26 protein-coding genes, 1 pseudogene and 1 other annotated feature are annotated in these 19,093 nt (G+C 39.6%); of the genes and pseudogenes, 2 read left to right on the top strand and 25 right to left on the bottom strand.

The annotated features are described in order from the left end of the window. Positions 1 to 22 precede the first annotated feature (22 nt). The 4 genes from obgE to Q9Q35_RS09150 all read right to left on the bottom strand — a co-directional run bounded on the left by obgE (position 23) and on the right by Q9Q35_RS09150 (position 5,578). Positions 23 to 1,333 (bottom strand): GTPase ObgE, encoded by a 1,311-nt coding sequence (gene obgE / locus Q9Q35_RS09165; RefSeq protein WP_304653093.1) that lies wholly within the window; start codon positions 1,331 to 1,333, stop codon positions 23 to 25. Positions 1,334 to 1,493: 160 nt separating this feature from the next. After that, positions 1,494 to 3,266, bottom strand: coding sequence for an excinuclease ABC subunit UvrC (uvrC, locus tag Q9Q35_RS09160; protein WP_304653092.1), 1,773 nt, complete (start codon positions 3,264 to 3,266; stop codon positions 1,494 to 1,496). Between the two features lie 115 nt (positions 3,267 to 3,381). Then, entirely contained in the window at positions 3,382 to 4,107 is a 726-nt protein-coding gene (locus Q9Q35_RS09155; protein WP_370648895.1) for an amino acid ABC transporter ATP-binding protein, read from the bottom strand. 1 nt (position 4,108) lies between these two features. Beyond that, positions 4,109 to 5,578: an ABC transporter substrate-binding protein/permease gene (locus tag Q9Q35_RS09150; protein WP_370648894.1), complete on the bottom strand. Its 1,470-nt coding sequence runs from the start codon at positions 5,576 to 5,578 to the stop codon at positions 4,109 to 4,111. Positions 5,579 to 5,798: 220 nt separating this feature from the next. On the opposite strand from Q9Q35_RS09150, the gene Q9Q35_RS09145 reads away from it, so the two are divergent. Beyond that, entirely contained in the window at positions 5,799 to 5,936 is a 138-nt protein-coding gene (locus tag Q9Q35_RS09145) for an SPJ_0845 family protein (protein WP_004047308.1), read from the top strand. Between the two features lie 50 nt (positions 5,937 to 5,986). Here the strand turns inward: Q9Q35_RS09145 and Q9Q35_RS09140 are convergent, their stop codons facing one another. The 21 genes from Q9Q35_RS09140 to Q9Q35_RS09040 all read right to left on the bottom strand — a co-directional run bounded on the left by Q9Q35_RS09140 (position 5,987) and on the right by Q9Q35_RS09040 (position 18,518). Then, on the bottom strand, positions 5,987 to 6,286 hold the full coding sequence (locus tag Q9Q35_RS09140) for a nucleoside triphosphate pyrophosphohydrolase family protein (protein WP_304653090.1): 300 nt from the start codon (positions 6,284 to 6,286) through the stop codon (positions 5,987 to 5,989). Next, entirely contained in the window at positions 6,287 to 6,880 is a 594-nt protein-coding gene (gene yihA / locus Q9Q35_RS09135; protein ID WP_010688826.1) for a ribosome biogenesis GTP-binding protein YihA/YsxC, read from the bottom strand. A gap of 161 nt (positions 6,881 to 7,041) precedes the next feature. Further along, positions 7,042 to 7,218 (bottom strand): 50S ribosomal protein L32, encoded by a 177-nt coding sequence (gene rpmF / locus Q9Q35_RS09130; RefSeq protein WP_004047302.1) that lies wholly within the window; start codon positions 7,216 to 7,218, stop codon positions 7,042 to 7,044. A 74-nt stretch (positions 7,219 to 7,292) separates the two neighbouring features. After that, complete coding sequence (locus tag Q9Q35_RS09125) at positions 7,293 to 7,841, bottom strand: DUF177 domain-containing protein (RefSeq protein WP_304653089.1); 549 nt, start codon at positions 7,839 to 7,841, stop codon at positions 7,293 to 7,295. Between the two features lie 79 nt (positions 7,842 to 7,920). Then, positions 7,921 to 9,066 (bottom strand): nucleotidyltransferase, encoded by a 1,146-nt coding sequence (locus Q9Q35_RS09120; protein ID WP_304653088.1) that lies wholly within the window; start codon positions 9,064 to 9,066, stop codon positions 7,921 to 7,923. A gap of 14 nt (positions 9,067 to 9,080) precedes the next feature. Beyond that, positions 9,081 to 9,815: a class I SAM-dependent methyltransferase gene (locus tag Q9Q35_RS09115; RefSeq protein ID WP_304653087.1), complete on the bottom strand. Its 735-nt coding sequence runs from the start codon at positions 9,813 to 9,815 to the stop codon at positions 9,081 to 9,083. Between the two features lies 1 nt (position 9,816). Next, positions 9,817 to 10,173 (bottom strand): ribosome silencing factor, encoded by a 357-nt coding sequence (gene rsfS, locus Q9Q35_RS09110; RefSeq protein WP_304653086.1) that lies wholly within the window; start codon positions 10,171 to 10,173, stop codon positions 9,817 to 9,819. A gap of 18 nt (positions 10,174 to 10,191) precedes the next feature. Then, entirely contained in the window at positions 10,192 to 10,788 is a 597-nt protein-coding gene (gene yqeK / locus Q9Q35_RS09105) for a bis(5'-nucleosyl)-tetraphosphatase (symmetrical) YqeK (protein ID WP_304653085.1), read from the bottom strand. Beyond that, positions 10,772 to 11,413, bottom strand: coding sequence for a nicotinate-nucleotide adenylyltransferase (locus Q9Q35_RS09100; protein ID WP_304653084.1), 642 nt, complete (start codon positions 11,411 to 11,413; stop codon positions 10,772 to 10,774). The genes yqeK and Q9Q35_RS09100 overlap by 17 nt, the downstream gene beginning before the upstream one ends. Before the next feature lie 12 nt (positions 11,414 to 11,425). Further along, positions 11,426 to 11,737, bottom strand: a complete 312-nt coding sequence (yhbY, locus tag Q9Q35_RS09095; RefSeq protein ID WP_304653083.1) for a ribosome assembly RNA-binding protein YhbY — start codon at positions 11,735 to 11,737, stop codon at positions 11,426 to 11,428. A 15-nt stretch (positions 11,738 to 11,752) separates the two neighbouring features. Beyond that, positions 11,753 to 12,868: a ribosome biogenesis GTPase YqeH gene (gene yqeH, locus Q9Q35_RS09090; protein WP_304653082.1), complete on the bottom strand. Its 1,116-nt coding sequence runs from the start codon at positions 12,866 to 12,868 to the stop codon at positions 11,753 to 11,755. Continuing rightward, the gene (locus tag Q9Q35_RS09085) at positions 12,861 to 13,394 is read right to left on the bottom strand and encodes a YqeG family HAD IIIA-type phosphatase (protein WP_304653081.1); all 534 of its coding nucleotides are present in this window, start codon (positions 13,392 to 13,394) and stop codon (positions 12,861 to 12,863) included. The genes yqeH and Q9Q35_RS09085 overlap by 8 nt, the downstream gene beginning before the upstream one ends. Positions 13,395 to 13,533: 139 nt before the next feature. Beyond that, positions 13,534 to 13,893, bottom strand: a complete 360-nt coding sequence (gene rplT / locus Q9Q35_RS09080) for a 50S ribosomal protein L20 (RefSeq protein WP_004047273.1) — start codon at positions 13,891 to 13,893, stop codon at positions 13,534 to 13,536. A 146-nt stretch (positions 13,894 to 14,039) separates the two neighbouring features. After that, the gene (rpmI, locus tag Q9Q35_RS09075) at positions 14,040 to 14,240 is read right to left on the bottom strand and encodes a 50S ribosomal protein L35 (protein WP_004047272.1); all 201 of its coding nucleotides are present in this window, start codon (positions 14,238 to 14,240) and stop codon (positions 14,040 to 14,042) included. Between the two features lie 32 nt (positions 14,241 to 14,272). Further along, positions 14,273 to 14,773 carry a translation initiation factor IF-3 gene (gene infC / locus Q9Q35_RS09070; RefSeq protein WP_004047271.1) on the bottom strand — a complete coding sequence of 167 codons (501 nt, stop codon included), beginning with the start codon at positions 14,771 to 14,773 and terminating at the stop codon, positions 14,273 to 14,275. Between the two features lie 45 nt (positions 14,774 to 14,818). Continuing rightward, positions 14,819 to 14,955: a sequence feature (ribosomal protein L20 leader region), on the bottom strand. Positions 14,956 to 15,025: 70 nt separating this feature from the next. Next, the gene (locus Q9Q35_RS09065) at positions 15,026 to 15,700 is read right to left on the bottom strand and encodes a DNA alkylation repair protein (protein ID WP_304653079.1); all 675 of its coding nucleotides are present in this window, start codon (positions 15,698 to 15,700) and stop codon (positions 15,026 to 15,028) included. A 48-nt stretch (positions 15,701 to 15,748) separates the two neighbouring features. Further along, on the bottom strand, positions 15,749 to 16,345 hold the full coding sequence (locus tag Q9Q35_RS09060; protein WP_304653078.1) for a hypothetical protein: 597 nt from the start codon (positions 16,343 to 16,345) through the stop codon (positions 15,749 to 15,751). Between the two features lie 109 nt (positions 16,346 to 16,454). After that, positions 16,455 to 17,390, bottom strand: coding sequence for a DMT family transporter (locus tag Q9Q35_RS09055; RefSeq protein WP_304653077.1), 936 nt, complete (start codon positions 17,388 to 17,390; stop codon positions 16,455 to 16,457). 179 nt (positions 17,391 to 17,569) lie between these two features. Further along, positions 17,570 to 17,854 carry a hypothetical protein gene (locus Q9Q35_RS09050; protein ID WP_304653076.1) on the bottom strand — a complete coding sequence of 95 codons (285 nt, stop codon included), beginning with the start codon at positions 17,852 to 17,854 and terminating at the stop codon, positions 17,570 to 17,572. 6 nt (positions 17,855 to 17,860) lie between these two features. Beyond that, the gene (locus Q9Q35_RS09045; protein WP_304653075.1) at positions 17,861 to 18,169 is read right to left on the bottom strand and encodes a hypothetical protein; all 309 of its coding nucleotides are present in this window, start codon (positions 18,167 to 18,169) and stop codon (positions 17,861 to 17,863) included. 16 nt (positions 18,170 to 18,185) lie between these two features. Continuing rightward, positions 18,186 to 18,518, bottom strand: coding sequence for a hypothetical protein (locus Q9Q35_RS09040; protein WP_304653074.1), 333 nt, complete (start codon positions 18,516 to 18,518; stop codon positions 18,186 to 18,188). 336 nt (positions 18,519 to 18,854) lie between these two features. Here Q9Q35_RS09040 and Q9Q35_RS09035 point away from each other — a divergent pair. Then, positions 18,855 to 19,093 (top strand): annotated as a pseudogene (locus Q9Q35_RS09035) (hypothetical protein); the annotation flags it as partial.

Genomic DNA, 19,093 nt, shown 5'->3' with positions numbered 1-19,093 from the left:
TTGTAAATATTTCCTTTAAATCTTATTCAACAAATTCAAATGTAAAGTTACCAATTCTTACAAGATCACCGTTCTTAGCTCCACGCTCACGTAAGGCATCATCAACGCCCATTCCACGCAATTGACGAGCAAAACGCATCATGCTTTCTTCGTGATCTAGGTTCGTCATCTTGAAGAGTTTTTCTAACTTAGCACCACCTAAGACCCAAGTTGCATCTGCATCACGTGTGAGCGTAAATGGTGCTTTTTCCACTTGTTCTTCGAACTCATAGACTTTAGCTTGTTCACCTTGAAGCTTTTCAGCTTTAGTCTCAAAGGCTGGCGTCTCAGCCAACAATTTAGCAGTCTTGTGTAATAATTCATCTAAACCTTGGTGTGTCAAAGAAGAGATGGCTAACACTTCTGGTTTAGTCGCTAAAGTATCATCTTGAGTAAGTTGTTCTTTAAATTTAGCTAAGTTTTCAACTGAATCTGGCATATCCATCTTAGAAGCGACTACGATCTGTGGCCGTTCTAACAAAGCGGGATCATATTTCTTTAGTTCAGCATTGATCTTTTGATAATCTTCAAATGGATCACGGCCTTCTGTTCCCGACATATCGACCAAATGTAAGATCACTCTTGTCCGCTCAACGTGACGTAAAAATTGGATCCCTAAGCCGACACCTTGTGAGGCACCTTCGATCAAACCTGGCAAGTCAGCCATTACAAAATCTTGTCCATCATCTAAACGTACCATTCCTAGGTTTGGCACAAGTGTTGTAAAGTGATAATCAGCGATCTTAGGTTTAGCACTCGTTACAACTGAGAGTAAGGTCGATTTCCCAACTGATGGGAACCCAACCAGTCCCACATCCGCTAAGACCTTAAGTTCGAGCTTTAGATCTCGTTCGATCCCTGGTTCACCATTTTCAGCGATCTCAGGGGCTGGATTTTTGGCTGAAGCAAAATGGATATTGCCACGACCACCACGACCACCTTTGGCTACAACTAATTCGGCGTTATTTTCGACTAGATCGCCTAAAACCTCACCAGTATCAGCATCCGTCACGGTCGTACCTTGTGGAACTGCAATATATAAGTCTTTTGCTCCACGACCATACATCCCTTTGATCATTCCATTTTGGCCAGGCTTAGCTTTAAAAATACGATGATAACGAAAATCCATCAAAGTCCGTAACCCTTCATCGACTTTCAAGATGACACTGCCACCTTTACCACCGTCTCCTCCAGCCGGTCCCCCATTAGGAACATATTTTTCGCGCCGGAAAGCTACGGCACCGTCGCCACCTTTACCGGCTTTGACCTGAATTTTAACTTGATCTACAAACATTTATTTCACCCTTCTAAATAATCCGACAACATCTGCTGTCCAGGATGTTTCTATATAATCTCTAATTATTATTCAATATTACCTAAAAAATTTTTAAATATTGTAACACTAAGCACAAGTATAACAGTTTCACGCCTCATTCTTCAACCAAGAATAACACTTAATTATCTAAACTTAACTTGATCGTTTGTGCGACCTTTTTAGAGATCCCTAAAGCTTGAAGCTCTTCTAATGAAGCTTGAGCGATCTTCTTTAAAGATCCGTAATTACGTAAAAGTTTGATCCGCGTTTTCGGTCCCACACCAGGGATCCGTTCAAGTTTGGATGAAAGCGAATTTTTCGATCTAACTTGACGGTGAAATGTCACCGCAAATCGGTGAACTTCATCTTGGATCCTTTGCAACAGATAAAAACCTTCGCTCTTTGGATCTAGCCCGATCCGTTCGCCAGTCTGACACAAAAGATCAGCCGTCTTATGGTGCTCATTTTTTACCATTCCAGCTACCGGGATCGTCAAGCCTAATTGATTATGCAAGACATCAACTGCAGCTTGAACTTGGATCTTTGCCCCGTCCATCAAGATCAGATCAGGTAACGGCTTTTTTTCTTTCAATAACCGACTATAGCGTCGATAAATGACTTCACGCGTGCTAGCAGCTTCATCGGCATGATCGACTGTTTGCAATTTGTATTTACGATAATCATTTTTCTCTGGTTGCCCATCAACAAAACAAACCATCGCTGAAACGAGGTCTGAGCCTTGCATATGTGAATGATCAAAGGCTTCGATCCGATGACCCACCGGTAAACCTAAGGCATCGGTGATCTCTTTCATTGCTCCAGTCGTTTTGCGATCATCTAATTCTAGTAAACGAAACTTTTCTTCTAAAACTAGCTGGGCATTCTTGCTGGCGAGATCAAGCAATTCTTTTTTGGCCCCACGTTTTGGTGTCCTAACTGGTGTTTGTAAAATATCAGCTAAGATCTCTTTATCGATCGTTTCTGGAACCAAGATCTCTTTAGGCAAGATCCGATTTTTTTGGTTATAAAACTGTAAGATAAATGAAGCTAGTTCGGCCTCAGGAGTATCGATACATGGGAAAAGGCGCTTTTCTCGTTTCATCAACCGAGCCTGACGAATGAAGAAAACTTGGATCGAGATCCACCCCTTATCCATATAAAAGCCAAACAGATCACGCGGTGTATTATCATTGGAAATGATCTTTTGACGTTCAACAGTCATCTCAACATAACGGATCTGATCTCTGATCTCACCGGCGCGCTCATATTCGAGTTGTTCTGCAGCTTGTTGCATCTTTGTGGTCAATTCTCGCTTGATCCCACCAACATTACCACTCAAAAAAGATTTGATCTTTTTGATGTTTTTTTCATACTCAGCTGGATCGACTTCTTTAAAACATGCCCCTAAACATTGGCCCATATGATAGTACAAGCAAGGACGCTTTTGATAACCATTGCAACGCCTTAAAGGATACACCTTTTGCAATAACTGTAATGTTTCTTGAGCAGCGTAAACATTAGGATAAGGGCCAAAATAATAGCCCCCATCTTTTTTGACTTGACTAACGATCTTTAGTACGGGGTCCTTTTCGTTAGTGATCTTGATATACGGGTAACCCGTCCCCCGTTTCAACTTGATATTGTAATGAGGTGTATACTTTTGGATCAGCGTTATTTCTAGCAAGAACGCTTCTTTATCTGTCGAAGTAATGATCGTTTCAAAATCATAGATCTCAGAGACCAACTTGGCCGTTTTGCCTTCATGACTACTTTTGAAATAAGACCTGACCCGGTTCTTCAAATTCTTAGCCTTACCTACATAGATGATCTTGCTATTGATATCTTTCATCAGATAGCATCCGGGAAGATCAGGTAACAACTTTAATTTGTTTTCAATATGTTCTGATGCCATCTCACTTTTCCTTTCGCTACTTCCTCTATATTAATTATACAGCAAAAATTATTTTTACAATACGTAAAAATACGCTTGTCATCAAAATAACAAGCGTATTACCTGATCTTTTATTCTATAAAACTTTTGCTAAAAAATCTTTGGCACGAGCAGATTTTGGATGCTCAAAGATCTCTTCTGGACTACCGATCTCTTGGACATAGCCATCCGCCATGAACCAGACTTCATCAGCTACCTCACGGGCAAAGCCCATTTCATGTGTGACCACGACCATCGTCATCCCACTATCCGCTAGATCTTGCATAACTTTCAAAACTTCGCCGACCATTTCAGGGTCTAATGCACTAGTTGGTTCGTCAAATAAAATAACTTCCGGATCCATCGCTAAAGCACGTGCGATCGCTACCCGCTGCTTTTGGCCCCCAGACAGACTATCTGGGAATTGGTCGGCTTTGTCTAAAAGCCCGACTTTATCAAGCAGTTCTTTTCCGCGTTCTGCGGCTGTCTTTTCATCCACATTTTTGACTTTCATCGGTGCTAACTTGATATTTTCTAAAACGCTCATATTAGGGAAGAGATTGAAACCTTGAAAGACCATCCCCATCTTTTCACGTAAAACATTTAATTGTTTTTCAGAAATATGTGCTAGATCTTGACCATCAAAAATGATCTTACCGCTCGTTGGCTTTTCTAAAACATTTAAGCAACGTAAAAATGTACTCTTACCTGAGCCAGAAGGTCCGATCACACAGATAACTTGACCTTTATTCACTGTTTCGGTGATATCTTTTAAAACTTCATTTTTACCATAATTTTTCTTCAAGTTTTTGATCTCGATCATTTTATCCATGGTTTAACTTCCTTTCAAACAAGTTGAGTAATTTCGACAAACTAAATGTCATGATAAAGTAGATCACCATTGCGATGAACAGTGGCATGACACCCTTATACGTCGCAGATTGCACTAATTGTGTTTGATACATCAGATCGCCGACACCGATGATCGATACGATCGAACTTTCCTTGATCAATGTCACAAATTCATTACCTAAAGCTGGCCAAATGTTTTTTAATGCTTGAGGAATAACAACATAACGATACGTATCTTTTTGTGTCATCCCTAACGAGCGGGCCGCTTCTGTTTGACCTGCTGGGATAGATTCGATCCCTGATCTAATAACTTCAGCAATATAAGCCGCTGAATTCAAAGCAGTCGCAATGATCCCGGCTACCAAGGCTGGTAAGGATTGGATCACCGCACCAACACCAAAGTAAACAAACATCACTTGGACCATCAACGGTGTGCCTCGGATAAACTCGATATAACAAACTGCAATGCTATGTAACAGCTTGTTCTCAGACAGACGCATCAAGGAGAGCAATGTCCCTAAGATAAAACCAAAGAAGACCGCTGTAACAGTGATGATCAAGGTATATTCGATCCCCTTAGCAAAATATGTCCAATAGCTCATCATGGTATTATTCTTAGTAGTTGTTTCCATGTATTTAGCCGCTTCGGGCACATACTTTGTATCAAGTAAATTTTGTTTTTTGATCTGAGCCAATGTCTTATTTGCTGCAGCAACTAGAGCAGGCGAATTTTTTCTAAATGCGATCGCTGAACCAGTTTGATCAGAACTGACGGAAAAGCCTGGATCAAAAGCTAATAATTGATTATTGTTAGCCACATATGCCTTAGCTGTCGGTTCTTCCATTGCGATCCCATTAATTTTACCCGATTGTAGTGCTAAAACTAAGTTATTTAACTTCGAAAGCCCTTTGACAGTAGTATCAGGCATTTGATCTTTAACTAAATTATATTGTAATGATCCATTTTGAGCACCAACTGTTTGTCCCTTGAAATCTGCTAAATTCTTATATTTGCTAGCATCTTTTTTGTTGATGACAATATATTGTTTACCCGAATAATAGATATCAGAAAAATCAACACTTTCTTTTCTTTCAGTTGTCGGGTTCATTGCCGAGATGATCGCATCGACCTTATTTGTTTCCAAAGCCACTAATAGCGAATCAAATGACATATTTTTGATCTCAAGTTTTACACCGAGATCTTTGGCCAATTTTTTAGCGATCTCAATATCGATCCCAACATACTCTGTTTTGCCATCAACTTTAGCTGTAAATTCATATGGTGGATAATCAGCACTTAAACCAACTACCAATTTCCCACTTTTTTTGATATCTTCCAAAGAGGTATCCGTCTGGTCAGCTTTGACGGTTAAATTACTAAGTGGTAAAAAAACAGCAAACATCATGACCAGCATTAAAATAAATTGCTTGAGTTTATTCATTTCCAATAGCTCCTTTTTTAAATTTGTGTGTCGCACCACTTGGCTTGACTCCCACTTCTTATTTTTTAATTTATAGGTATTATACCCCTACAAGATTATTTATGCAATAAATAATCGAAAAAAGTTGTTTTTATACAAAAAATGCCGAATATATCTAATTTGAAATCTAGCCAAAGACCTGTTATCCTTGGGGTAAACAAGTTAAAGTAAGGTGATATTCATGGGTCTTAAGATCAATCAAACCAATAAACTCGAAGATCTCTTCAGTAAATTTGCGATCGAGCCTGAAAAAAAGGCTAAGCGCGAAGAAAAAGAAAGTACCGATCCTAAAAAAGAGGATAAAGATAAGAAAAAATAATGAGAATGCCAGGAACGAAAACTTCACTGGCATTCTCATTATTTGTATCATTATGCATTCGGGGTGAATCCATTTGGATAGCGCCGATTCAACGTATCGATATTCTTTTGTGCGACCTCATCAAAAGGGATATCTGCCCATTGTGCGATCTGAGATAGATACCACAAAACATCTCCCATCTCAGCCACTAATTTTTCACGGTCAAGATCTTTACCTTTAAATGTATAATCTTTCACGAGATCGATCAATTGTCCACTCTCACCAGCTAAGCCTAAGGCACAATTAGTCAAAACCTGTTCATTTCCATATAAAGTTCGATTTGCTGCTGCTTGATATTCATTAAATTCCATCTATTCAGCCCCCATTGTATGTGCATCGATCCATTCCCAGATCTGTTCTTTACCTGTTTTTGTAACTGCTGAAAATAAAATGACTTTATCTTCTTTACGTAGACGTAATTTTTTGCGAATGATGCTTTCACTCTTATTCCACTTACCACGAGCAATTTTATCGATCTTAGTTCCAACGACCAAGATCGGCAAGTTGTAGTAATGTAAAAATTCGATCATTTGGCAATCAAGCTCGGTCGGTTCATGACGCGCATCGACTAACGAGATCACTCCCCGCAATTCTTGCCTTGTTTCAAAATATGTCTCGATCATTTTTCCCCATTTTTCTCGATCTTTTTTCGAAACTTTTGCATAACCATAACCTGGCACATCGACAAAATATAGCTCATCTTCAATATTGTAAAAGTTCAAAGTCTGTGTCTTACCTGGTTGACTGGATGTCCGGGCGTAATTTTTACGATTGATCAAGGTGTTGATCAATGATGATTTCCCCACATTGGAGCGCCCTGATAAGGCGATCTCAGGATACCCTTCTGCTGGGTACTGTTCTGGTCGGACTGCACTGATCGTCAGCTCAACATTATGTACGTCCATATAAATCTGCTACCTCCGTGAAATTCATTTATGTCTAATTCTATCACAAAATCCACACCTACGTGTACTTAAAAAAGAAACGCCCCATGATCCGCAGATCTGGGGCGTGAACTTTGAGAAAAAACGATAGGGCCATGGTCCCATATCATCATTTAACAAAATTATTTTGTTTTTACAACTTCTTTGTCACCGTAGAAACCACAAGCTGGGCAAACGTGGTGTGACTTTCTCAATTCACCACAGTTAGGGCAAGCGCTCATGCCAGGTACTGACAATTTGTAGTGTGTACGACGTAATCTCTTACGTGTTTTAGATGTTTTACGTGCTGGTACAGCCATCGAGAAACACCTCCTTCAAAATTTTAAAAATATCCAACAAAAAGAATTTTACTTGTTATTCATCACTTTTGCAACTAATCTTTAGAATTTTCGAAAAAATCCTTGAGTTTAGCCAAACGCGGATCAACACCATCTTCATCTTTTTGCATTTTCTTTAACTCACCTTCACTGACAACGTTCCAATCGCCACCATTAGGCATTGTCGCATCATCTTGTTGTTCGGCTTTCGTTAAAACCTGCATCGGAATTTGTAACAAAATATTGTCTTCGATCACACTATTGAGATCTAAAATGTCATTTTCTAAAACGATCACAACATCTGTATCCTCAAACCGTGAAAGATCACGCTCATGGTGACTGACATAATGTTCCGTAAATTCAAACTCTAAGTCAACTTCAGCTGGTTCAAGTGAACGCGTTGAAGGTAATGTGACTGTCGTTTTAACTTTGGCATAGCCTAAGACACCTAATTCATCAACTGAAAAGACACCTTTGACCAAAACCGGGGAAACATCCAGAATCTCTGGACGCCGTTTTTGTAAAGAAGCTTTAAGTTCTAAAGTTTCTTCAAACATCAACGGTTCATCAGCAGTTTGGCGCAATTCATTTAATGACCATTTCATGCTATATTCCTCCTAATGCAACAAAATTGATTATACTTGCTTTAAAAAGCTTTGTCAATGCTTTTTCCTTGACACCTATTTAAAAAATGCGTATTGGCGCTCTTTTTAGATCCTGTTCCACCTGATTTTGAAGCTGGTAAATTTTCCCAGCGCGATAATCAACGCGATAAGCCTCATTTTTATCATCCTTAGAAACTTTAGCAATTATCTGACATACACTCGTCTTTTTAGCTCGCCGCAATACCTGTTGACCCTTAGCATTAAAGCCTAAAAGCCGCATATATGGATCTTGGTCATACTCTTTGACCTCAGCAGGTGTTAGATCTAATAATAAGGCACAAGCTAAGCGTGACAAACGTGTATACGTGAAACGCTTGGTCTTGACAGCTTTTAACCACTGATCAAAATCGGCTGTGCTCGGTAACCGTTCCATTTGCTCTTTTAAGCGATATTCGATCCCCTCAGCCATTCCGTAGATCTCACTTAACTGTGCTGGCGTAGTTGACAGCAATTTATACTTTAAATATGGGAAAAAATCATCCCATGTCAGTAATTTTTGCGTTTTTAATGTCTCTAACGTAGTCTCAGGGACATAATCGCTCAGTTTCACTAAATTTCCCGCTAGATAATGCTGTCTGATCGCAGTCGCACTGGCGATCGTTCCCGCTTTTAATTCTACTTCATGATAATTTGCATTTTTTCGCTGGATCGGGTTCAAGCACAAAGGCTCACCCAACTTTAAATTTGCTTTAGCATACGCCAGTCCTAAAAGATCATTTGGCTGATCGACATTATGACCGATCTTAGTAGCAACTGCTTTTTGAAATGTTGCCGCATAAGATTCACTATATGTTTTAAAATCACCGTGTGTACTCTGGACTAAGCGCGCATAAGCGGAAAAATCATACTCCGCATGCTCAGCACCAAAAAATAGATCCGTCACGCCTAATGAGGCTAGGATCGAGACCCCATTAAAAGCAAAACGGTCAGCTGGTTGAACACAGGCCAAAACAGGCATCTCGACCACAAGATCAGCTCCATTAGCTAGTGCTTGTTTGGCACGCGTCCATTTGTCAAAGCTAGCTGGTTCACCCCGTTGCAAAAAATTTCCACTCATTGCTACCACTAATGGTGCATCGGGGAACTTTTTTTTGACTTCCTTTATCTGATAAAGATGTCCATTATGAAATGGATTATATTCAGCAATAATTCCCGCAACTGGCATTTTTATCCCCCTATTTACTTATGGCAACTAAAAAACCACCGCGTCGTTTCCAAAGTAAGCTCACCTTTACCAAAGTCAGCACTTACCGTGATATCCTTAAATCCCGCTTGGGTCAATAGACGCTGGTAAACTTCTAATTCATAAGTCCGTTCATGATGGATCTCACTGACTCTTTCATAACTCTCTAGTGCCTCATTCCAAACAAAAAAGGTCAATTCATGGACCGCGCTATGTTCAAATTCGTCCGCAAAACTACTCCAGATAAAAGCTTGATCTTCAGCAGTATAATTATACATGTAGCCTGGGTAGATCTCATCAGTTTGATAAGGTGTGATCACATCAAAAATGAATTTCCCATCATTTTCTAGATGCTGATAAACTTCTTTAAATGCTTGGAGCACTTGGGATTCATCTTGTAAGTAGCAAAATGAATCCGCAAAACAAGTCACAGCATCATACTGTCCTACTTCGCTCAGGTCTAACATATTTCCTTGCATAAATGGGATCGCTAAATTAGCTTCTCTAGCATGCATTTCAGCTAAAGCTAACATCTCTTCTGACAGATCGACCCCTGAAACTTGATAACCATTTTGAGCTAACATGACCGCTAGACGTCCAGCGCCACAGGCTAGGTCCAGTATCTGACCTGTAGTCTTGGGTAGCTCTTGCTCAACAAAATCCAACCATTGATCATACATCGTTGGTTCCATCAGCTCGTCATAGAGTTTTGCAAAATTCGAATAGATCATCTTAGTCTTTGATCCATTCTTCGATATCAACTAATGGTGCATCAGACCATAATTTTTCTAAGTTATAGAATTGACGTGTTTCTTCTTTGAAGACGTGCACGATCACATCCCCTAGATCAAGTAAGATCCAGTTAGCGCCATCTTTACCTTCAACACTTTTGATATCTTCATTTGCTTCATGAACTTTTTCAACGATCGCTTCAGTTACAGCTTTGACCTGTCTTTCAGAACCGGCTTGCATGATCACAAAATAATCAGCTAATAAACTGATATTTTGGACATCTAAAGCAACGATATCTTCTGCACGCTTGCTATCTGCAGCGCGAACAACTAATTCTAATAATTCTTGACTGTTCATATAGTCCTCCTAAATAGGCTACGATGCGACATATGCATTATATGTCAAGATCGCAGCGGGATAAATTGTTTTATTATTATTCATCAAATATAGCAGTGTATGTTTAGTTTCAAACTCGACCGCTGCACGTAAACTTTTAGCAGCTATCTGACGTGCTTGGTCGACCCCAGGAAAATCACGTCCTGGTTCGATATAATCAGCCACATACACGATCTGATCTAAGGTCGTCATTTCTTTGGCCCCCACTGTATGGTGCCGGACCGCATTTAAGATCTCTTCATCGGTGATCTTTAATTCTTTTTTGATGATCTCAGCACCTACAACTCCATGCCAGATAAAATTGTTCCAATTCAGTAGATCTTGATCTAATCCAGTTTGAGCGATCAGCGCTTTAAACTCTGAATCACTACGTTCTTTAGCATAATCATGGACTAGAGCTGCCACACTGGCTTTTTCAAGCTCATAATCGTTAGCTTGGGCTAATTCTAATGCTGCTTGTTCGACTCCTAAAATGTGTTTAAAACGTTTTTCACTGACCTGTTCTTTGATTTTAGCGATCAGCTCTTCACGTGAACCAGTATAATAATGTTTTTGGTATTCAACTGTTTGTGTCATGATAAAGACCTTCTTGTTTGATATAATTTTCTACTTCACTTGTTACCAAGTACTTGATCGAACGACCTTGTTGCAATCTTTCCCGGATCATCGATGAACTGATATCGATCCGCAAAACGTCGACCCAGATCAAAGGGTAGTCACTTTTTTTCTCATAACCTTTGCGTTCCACACTGACAAATTGGATCATTTTGACCAATTCATCGATTTTATACCATTTAGGCAAATACTCGACCATGTCTCCCCCGATGATAAAGTAAAGATCAGCATTGGGATATAGCTTCTTGAGCTCTTGGACAGTGTCATAAGTGTAGCTGATCCCACCACGTCTGATCTCAATATCTTCGAGTTGAAATTTAGGCTCGGAAGCAATACTCATTTCGACCATATGCAGGCGATATTTGGCAGCGATCGCAGCTTTTTGATCAATGTGTGGGGGTAAATTATCTGGCATAAATAATACTTTATCTAGATCAAGTTGCTCTTGCACCTGCTTAGCCACGATCAAATGTCCTAAATGAGGTGGATTAAAGGTCCCACCCATGATCCCGATCCGTTCACGGCTATCAGCCTTTAATGGTTGAACTTGAACTTTAGAAGCCACCGTCGTTTCGGTCTTTAGCATACTACACACCTCTTAGAGTTTAGTGACTTCAAGTGAATATGAACGATCATCGCGTTTATCTGCTTGTTTGAACAATACTAAAACATGACCGATCTTTTGAACGACTTGGATATCGGTATTGTCTTCGATAAACGCGATCACTTCTTCATCTTCGACCAATGCATTTTGTAAGATATTTATCTTAAATAATTCACGTTTCTCAATGGCATCTTCGATCTGAGCAAGCCAGTTAGCACTCAAACCTTCTTTCCCCACTTGAAATAACGGACGCATTCCGTGTGCTTGAGCCCGTAAATAGCGTTTTTGTTTACCCTTAAGTTTCATATTCTAATTCCTCTCCTAAACCATCGCTCTTCTTAAAATAACAGCTACTCCTTCTGGGGCCCAGCCTGCAACGACACTATTAGCTTTAACTGTGACCCAACCTAAGCCTGCAAAAACAAGATCACTTTTTTCGGTCGTTTTAAATTCAAAACGCACTAGCTTTGGAAAATCTTTCATTTCTTCAGCTGTCGGTGGAGTCAATAACGTACCTGCATGCTTAGCATAAAATTCGGTCGCTTTTGTTGTTTTAGTCCGATGGATCATTAAGTTATTATCAGTATAAACGATCACACCTTGCTTTCCACCAGAGATATAGTCAAAACGAGCTAAAGCGCCAAAGAAGAGAGTTTGACCTTCGTTTAACTGATAAACTTTAGGCTTGATCTCTTTTTGTGGTGCAGCCAATCGTAAAGCCTTAGGCGATAAATAATGCGCCATTTGATGCTTATGAATGATCCCTGGGGTATCGATCAAGAAATGACCGTCGCCAAATGGGATCTCGATCCGATCAAGTGTTGTTCCTGGAAAACGAGAAGTCGTGATCAAGTCTTTGACCCCTGTCGTTTGGTTGATGATCCGATTTATCAGAGTCGATTTACCCACATTAGTGACTCCAACAACATATACATCGCGACCTTTGCGATATTTGTCGATCAATTCTAAAAGATCTTCGAGGTCTTTTCCACGTTTTGCGCTAGTCAAAGCGACATCTATCGGACGAAGCCCCTGTTTGTTAGCCTCTTGTCGCATCCAATCTTTGATCTTAGAACGCTTCAGTGAATGTGGTAAAAGATCTTCCTTATTACCGACTAATAAAACAGGGTTATCTCCTACAAAGCGGTGTAATCCTGGAATGAGCGAACCGTTAAAATCGAAGATATCAACGACATTGACGATCAAGGCATCATTTTGCCCGATCTGATTTAGCAAGCGCAAAAAGTCATCATCAGTTAAAGAAACGTCAGCTACCTCATTGTAGTGGCGTAATCTAAAGCACCGTTGACAATAAAGCTCATTATTTTCTAAGCCCTTTTGGATCGCTGCTTGTGGGGTATAACCAGGTTCAGCTTTAGCTTCAGATTGGATCTTAGCCCCACAACCGATACAATATAATTCTTCATTTTCAGTCATCTAGTGTATGCCCCCATTTTGTACTCAATCTATCTTTTTTGATCAAACGTTTTTTAACGATCTTTTCAAAGAAACGATTGATCTTAGTGTTCCACGCATCAGAATCCACTAGTGGCTTGACCAAAATACTACGGATCCCAGCATTATTTGCAGCCATTACATCAGTCATCAATTGATCACCAACTAAAACGACCTCATGTTTCTTTAGATCATAGCGCTTCAAAGCAATTTTGATCCCACGGGTAAGTGGCTTCAAAGCCCGAGAAATAAAGGGGAGTTCTAAAGCTTTTAAAGCGTGTTCGATCCGCTTATGCTTGTTATTTGACACTACGACCACTGGGATCTTAGCATCTTCCATCTTGTGTAACCACGCATGCAATTGAGGTGTACCATCGGGATCATCCCAAGCGATCAATGTATTATCAAGATCAGTCAAAACGACCTTGATCCCTTTTTCTTTTAACTCAGTAGGTGAAAGATCATAGATCGACTCGACCATCCATGTTGGTTCAAATTTATTGAGCAAAGTATATCTCCTTCAAAATATAGTCTTTAACTATTATTATATGCTAGCAAAACTACTTTTAGCAAAATTTTAATGTGACAGCTAAAGAAAAAAGCCGAGACAACAGTAGTCTCAGCCTTTTAACTAAATGAGTGACAAATTATTTTGCCAAAGCTTTCTTAGCTTCATCAACAAGCGCTGTGAAAGCAGCTGCATCGCTGATTGCAAGATCAGCTAACATTTTACGGTTAACATCAATGTTAGCTAATTTCAAACCGTGCATCAACTTGCTGTAGCTGATATCGTTCATACGAGCTGCTGCGTTGATACGAGCAATCCATAATTTACGGAAGTTTGATTTTGTCTTACGACGATCGCGGAATGCGTATTGGTAAGACTTCATAACTTGTTGCTTAGCTACTTTAAATTGGATATGCTTTGAACCGCGGTATCCTTTAGCTAATTTGATCATTTTTTTACGGCGTTGACGCGTAACTGTTCCACCTTTAACACGTGGCATGGTTAATTCCTCCTTAAACTTAGCCCGACGTTATGCGGGACTCACAAAACTGATCTGTGCGCTGAAAAAACGATCCAACAATCGCTTCTGCAAAGCACAATAATGATGCAATCTTACATTGCAACCGAGTAATAGAATCTCAATAATTATTTCATTTGAGAAAGCATTTGCTTGATACGCTTCATATCTGAAGCAGATACCATTGCTGGCTTACGCAATTGACGGCGTTGTTTCTTTGTCTTGCCGTGGAAACGGTGAGATGTGAAAGCGTGAGCACGCTTCAAACCACCATTTCCTGTACGCTTAAAGCGTTTTGCTGATGCGCGGTGTGTTTTTTGTTTTGGCATAATACTGTACTCCTCCTAAATAAACTATCAGCCTATTTTTCGGCTTTAGGCGCAAGCATCAAGAACATGCTGCGTCCATCCATTTTTGCTTTAGATTCGACTGTTGCAACATCATCTGTTTCCGCAGCAAATCTATCAAGAACTTCGCGTCCGATCTCTTTATGTGTGATCGCACGACCCTTAAAGCGAATAGATACCTTAACTTTGTCACCTTTTGTCAAGAATTTACGTGCATTCTTGACTTTAGTATTAAAATCGTTAGTATCGATCGTTGGGCTCAAACGAACTTCTTTAACGTTGATCACTTTTTGCTTTTTACGAGCTTCACGCTGTTTCTTCTGCAACTCAAAACGATACTTCCCATAATCCATGATCTTGGCAACAGGTGGTTTTGCTTTAGGTGCTACCAAAACAAGGTCTAAGTTAGCTTGCTCTGCCAACTTCAAAGCTTCTTGCTTAGATTTGACCCCCAACTGGGAACCATCATCAGCAATCAAGCGTAACTCACGTGCGCGAATGCCTTCGTTTACCATCTTATCAACTGCTATGGCGTTTCACCTCCAAAAAAATTCAGAGAAAATGCAGAAAAAATGCGGGTATCTCGTCAAATTACAAGACACCCGCACAGATCCGTTTTTATCGGAATTACATTTCATAATTCTGCCCCGGGACTAATTGTCCCCTAGGCGAGAAGCGGGAGCCTCTGCTTTTTTTCTCAACTGTTATAGCATAACATAACTTTCATATTGAAACAACTAATTTTTTCAAAAAAGTTGATCTTTACCTTACGCAAGATATTTACTGCCTTCGTGAATACTGAGAGCAGACAATTCGTTACGATATGTTGCAATGAAGCCAGCCACCCACTTAGGATCAGTCTTTGAATAATCACGTAACGCCCAACCGATCGCTTTATTGATAAAAAATTCATTACTACCAAGATTATTTATGATGACCTTAGCTAAAAGTTTTGTATCAGTTTGCTTCTTCAATAACAATTGAAATTCAAGTGTGACCCTTTTGACCCATAAATTGCTATCTTTACTCCAAGTAAGCATTACCTGCGTCATTTCTTTTGGATAGCGCAAATACAAGTCTGTGAACACTTTGACTAAAGTATCGACAGTTTCCCACCACGACTTAGTTATGACCAATTTTTTCAACTTAGGCAGATCTTCTAATGTTGTAAATTTCTTCATTTGCACTAAATAATCACAGGCAACATATTGATATTCTCTTTGGGACTTTTGCCAACAGATCTCAACAAATTCCCAATCTATCTTAGCTGTTTTTTTGGCATTTTTAAAAGCAGCACGGCAAAGTTGCCGACGCTTAGGGGTTTTTATACCTAAAAATTCAAATTGATCACGCATATACGCTGACATACTTTTAGCTTGTTTAGCATCACCTTCTAGACTCAGCATATCTATCACAGTAAATAGATCATCTTTGGTTTTCATCTGGTTTTTTCGTCACTTCCGATCATTTCTTAATTTTTCTATTCTTCTCTAAAATAATCTAAAGATCTCTGAGTTATCAGTTAAATTGCCAAAAATCCATTTGATATCTATCCCAGTCCGGATCATACGTTCACGTTTAGCTTTTATTACATTAGAAACGTTGACCACATCTAAAACGATCCCTTCTTCAACTATCAGTAATATAACTTTTTCAAATTTTAACGGTGAATCAAAACCACCATTGATCTGATACCTACTAATAAAATCAGTAGCGATCAATAACTTACCTGTATATATGACTGGCAAGTTTACGTCTAGATAGTAATTGTCACCATGCAAAAAGATACTACCAAATTCAGCAAAGTAACCACTATAATTAGCAAGTTGTTCACGTATAGATAATTTGCGGGGAAAAATATTATTTATCGGTAAATTTTGATCAGTCATTACAGCTAGATCTTTGAGCACCAATTCATCATCTACGATCGTGAATCTACATAACCTTCCACGATAGTTTGCAGTGTTGTAGCTGGTTGTTGTTATTCTAAAAGAAGCTATATCAAAAAGATCGCTCCCTTTTGAAATTCCGACCAACTCATACTCATTTCCTTCATAAAGAAATTTATCTGACGTCTGATGCGTCATAAGGTCACCTTCTAAAAAATTTCTCAGCTTCATTCTAACAATTCCATAGTTCCATTTCCATAAAAAAACCGACCATAACTCTTTGTCATGATCAGTCATAAAATCATATTTAAAAATCTTCTTCGCGGTAACCGACTTGTTCCATATTCTTGCGACCACGTTGTAAAATATAGATCGCCACGATAACTAATACGATCCCAACTACTTCGATCCAATTCATACCAAGGCCTAAGAATATCACACTCAAGACCGCTGTCGTAGCTGGTTGTAAGGCATCCATGATACTAATAACATCGGATGGCGCAAAACGTGAACTGTATAGCAATAAACCAAATGGAATGATCGTCCCCAACAAGATGACTGTTGAGATCGAAAGAACTACCCCACCTGTGATCACTGGAGGATCGACCCACACAGGACGATATGCATTAAATAATATTCCTGCGATAAAAGTCCCCCAGCCTAAGATCACGATCGGTGGATGATCTTTTGCGATCGGCTTTGGTAAAACGACATAAAATGCAGCCGTAATACCAGAACCGATCCCCCAAAGTAATGAATCCATTGGAATCGACATTTGCGTGAAATCACCTTTTGTAATTGCTAAAATGACCCCAACTAGGGCAACAACAAAGGCGATCATATCAGTCGATAATGGCCGTTGCTTTTTGATGAAGATCCCACCTAAAACAATAAACAATGGACTTAGATATTGCAAGATCGTAGTTGCTGAAGCGTTACCTTTTTGAATCGAAATATAAAATGTCAACAGGTTAGCCATCAAACCAAAGATCGCATAAGCTAATAAATGCCCAAATGTTCTCCATGACGAAAAGACACCAAATGTCTTTTTACCATACATAAATAAACTAATGATCAACAAAATCACGCCTGCACCCATTGTTCTGATCGACAAATACCAATCAGCTGGGAGGTTTTGATTTTGTGAAATAAATTGAACCGTTGTACCAGAGATCCCCCAGACAGCCGAAGCAACAGCTGACCAAAAGATCCCCTTCATAACGTTATTAGACGTTGCTTTCATTTTATTCCCTCCAAACATCTTATTATATTCGGAAAGAACTAATTTGGCAATATACCATGTTAGAAAAAGTTACAAAGAAGGGGGAGCGTTCGTGTATCATCCTTTACCATTTTTGCTAATAGACGCAAAGCATCTAAACACGCTATCTGATCTTAAAGACGTTTCCCAAATTCTATTTATTAAACTCGATCAAATAACCCAGTATGTCGTTTATATTCAATAGTTGTATCATGCTCTTTATTTGCTAAATATCTAGTATAGTTGGTTGCTGCCCATTCGACTTTGGTAGCACTTGCTTCGACTACCCGATAAAACTGCACTCTATCCCAAATATCATTTCGCGTTAAATACATTACTTGAGCTACCAGTTGCTCTGTTTCACGCCTAAAACACGATAATTGATCGGACAATTCCATTCTTTGTGCATTGAATTGTCGTTTTTTATACAAATATTCTTCTGCCATTCTTGTTTAGTTTGTTTCATCGCCTACCTCCTGAAGCGGTGTAACTAATTTAGGACACTTGATGGCACCTAGGTAACTTTTAGCTGCCTGCGCGGTCTTTCCTTGCAATGCACCTGCTAGGGACTCGGGCAAAACTTGTGTCGTTTGATGATCCATCGCACTCGCTAATTCAGCTAGCTCCGCGGTCGAATTTTGTTTTAACGTTTTTATTTTGGTAACTTTAGTCGTGATCAAGGCTTGGATCGCTAAGCGTTCTAAAATTTTTTGTTGTTCTTTTAAGATCGCCTCGAATTGCTTAGCTTGACTACTTTTCATTAGTTCTCCCCTCAGTTCAATATTTAAATAGTTCCTTACTTGCTTTAGTGTCATCTTCTTGGATATTTTTAGCTACTTTCAATAAATTCTTACTAAAATCTGCTGTCTTATGCTGATATTGTTGAATTTGCCTGAGATTTTGGGTAGCTTGTTCGCTGTTCCAGAGCCGCTCTTTAGTATATGGTGCGATCATTTCTTCGATCTCGGCATCCGATAAATGCTTTCTGAGCGCATAAGCACCTTGTGCGATCTCTTGGGCGATACTTGTTATCTCATCTTCAAGCTCTTGTTGGGTAATCTGCCTGTTCAGGCGTAGCCTCTTAATGTTTTCGCCGATATAGATGTTCATATTTTGTCCTTTCCGGATTCAATATATTTTGGTACTGTGCCGTATATTTTGCAGTATTCTGTTTTTATTATATTGATATTTTTATACCATGTACAGAGCTTCGCGGGAAAGTTCCGTTTAACTGGTGGTTAAAAAAGTATCTTGTGGATTTTTTACAACCTTTGAAAATCTTGGAATAGTTATTTCGACTGTTGTGGGGAGGTTCTTGAAGCGGGCACTATGTCTCTGTGATTGGAAATTTTGGCATTTAGTGGCATTAACACGATAAATATGATACAATGATTCGGAAGGGACAAAAGGCGCCCCGGTTTGGGCGGCGCGGAAAAGAGGAAGAAGATGAAATTGATATCCTGGAATGTAAACGGGCTGCGTGCATGCATGCAGAAGGGATTTATGGAGTATTTCAAAGAGGCCCATGCGGATATTTTCTGTCTGCAGGATTCGGAGCAGGCAGAGAGTTATTATCATATGCTTGCGGGGCAGATCGCGGACGGTCTGGAGCCGGAAACGCTTGCGGGGACGAACTTTACTGCGGAAACGACCATGGAAGAGTTTGCGGATGCGCTGCGGCAGCA

The sequence above is a fragment of the uncultured Ligilactobacillus sp. genome, assembly GCF_948826705.1.
Lineage (GTDB): Bacteria > Bacillota > Bacilli > Lactobacillales > Lactobacillaceae > Ligilactobacillus.
Note: the sequence above shows the minus strand (reverse complement) of the source record. Positions and strands in the feature narration are given on the sequence as shown.

Bases quoted from the DNA above. Each gene is read 5' to 3' on its own strand.
- obgE (WP_304653093.1), bottom strand. From the start codon at position 1,333: ATGTTTGTAGATCAAGTTAAAATTCAGGTCAAAGCCGGTAAAGGTGGC.
- uvrC (WP_304653092.1), bottom strand. From the start codon at position 3,266: ATGGCATCAGAACATATTGAAAACAAATTAAAGTTGTTACCTGATCTT.
- Q9Q35_RS09155 (WP_370648895.1), bottom strand. From the start codon at position 4,107: ATGATCGAGATCAAAAACTTGAAGAAAAATTATGGTAAAAATGAAGTT.
- Q9Q35_RS09150 (WP_370648894.1), bottom strand. From the start codon at position 5,578: ATGAATAAACTCAAGCAATTTATTTTAATGCTGGTCATGATGTTTGCT.
- Q9Q35_RS09145 (WP_004047308.1), top strand. From the start codon at position 5,799: ATGGGTCTTAAGATCAATCAAACCAATAAACTCGAAGATCTCTTCAGT.
- Q9Q35_RS09140 (WP_304653090.1), bottom strand. From the start codon at position 6,286: ATGGAATTTAATGAATATCAAGCAGCAGCAAATCGAACTTTATATGGA.
- yihA (WP_010688826.1), bottom strand. From the start codon at position 6,880: ATGGACGTACATAATGTTGAGCTGACGATCAGTGCAGTCCGACCAGAA.
- rpmF (WP_004047302.1), bottom strand. From the start codon at position 7,218: ATGGCTGTACCAGCACGTAAAACATCTAAAACACGTAAGAGATTACGT.
- Q9Q35_RS09125 (WP_304653089.1), bottom strand. From the start codon at position 7,841: ATGAAATGGTCATTAAATGAATTGCGCCAAACTGCTGATGAACCGTTG.
- Q9Q35_RS09120 (WP_304653088.1), bottom strand. From the start codon at position 9,066: ATGCCAGTTGCGGGAATTATTGCTGAATATAATCCATTTCATAATGGA.
- Q9Q35_RS09115 (WP_304653087.1), bottom strand. From the start codon at position 9,815: ATGATCTATTCGAATTTTGCAAAACTCTATGACGAGCTGATGGAACCA.
- rsfS (WP_304653086.1), bottom strand. From the start codon at position 10,173: ATGAACAGTCAAGAATTATTAGAATTAGTTGTTCGCGCTGCAGATAGC.
- yqeK (WP_304653085.1), bottom strand. From the start codon at position 10,788: ATGACACAAACAGTTGAATACCAAAAACATTATTATACTGGTTCACGT.
- Q9Q35_RS09100 (WP_304653084.1), bottom strand. From the start codon at position 11,413: ATGCTAAAGACCGAAACGACGGTGGCTTCTAAAGTTCAAGTTCAACCA.
- yhbY (WP_304653083.1), bottom strand. From the start codon at position 11,737: ATGAAACTTAAGGGTAAACAAAAACGCTATTTACGGGCTCAAGCACAC.
- yqeH (WP_304653082.1), bottom strand. From the start codon at position 12,868: ATGACTGAAAATGAAGAATTATATTGTATCGGTTGTGGGGCTAAGATC.
- rplT (WP_004047273.1), bottom strand. From the start codon at position 13,893: ATGCCACGTGTTAAAGGTGGAACAGTTACGCGTCAACGCCGTAAAAAA.
- rpmI (WP_004047272.1), bottom strand. From the start codon at position 14,240: ATGCCAAAACAAAAAACACACCGCGCATCAGCAAAACGCTTTAAGCGT.
- infC (WP_004047271.1), bottom strand. From the start codon at position 14,773: ATGGTAAACGAAGGCATTCGCGCACGTGAGTTACGCTTGATTGCTGAT.
- Q9Q35_RS09065 (WP_304653079.1), bottom strand. From the start codon at position 15,700: ATGAAAACCAAAGATGATCTATTTACTGTGATAGATATGCTGAGTCTA.
- Q9Q35_RS09060 (WP_304653078.1), bottom strand. From the start codon at position 16,345: ATGACGCATCAGACGTCAGATAAATTTCTTTATGAAGGAAATGAGTAT.
- Q9Q35_RS09055 (WP_304653077.1), bottom strand. From the start codon at position 17,390: ATGAAAGCAACGTCTAATAACGTTATGAAGGGGATCTTTTGGTCAGCT.
- Q9Q35_RS09050 (WP_304653076.1), bottom strand. From the start codon at position 17,854: ATGGCAGAAGAATATTTGTATAAAAAACGACAATTCAATGCACAAAGA.
- Q9Q35_RS09045 (WP_304653075.1), bottom strand. From the start codon at position 18,169: ATGAAAAGTAGTCAAGCTAAGCAATTCGAGGCGATCTTAAAAGAACAA.
- Q9Q35_RS09040 (WP_304653074.1), bottom strand. From the start codon at position 18,518: ATGAACATCTATATCGGCGAAAACATTAAGAGGCTACGCCTGAACAGG.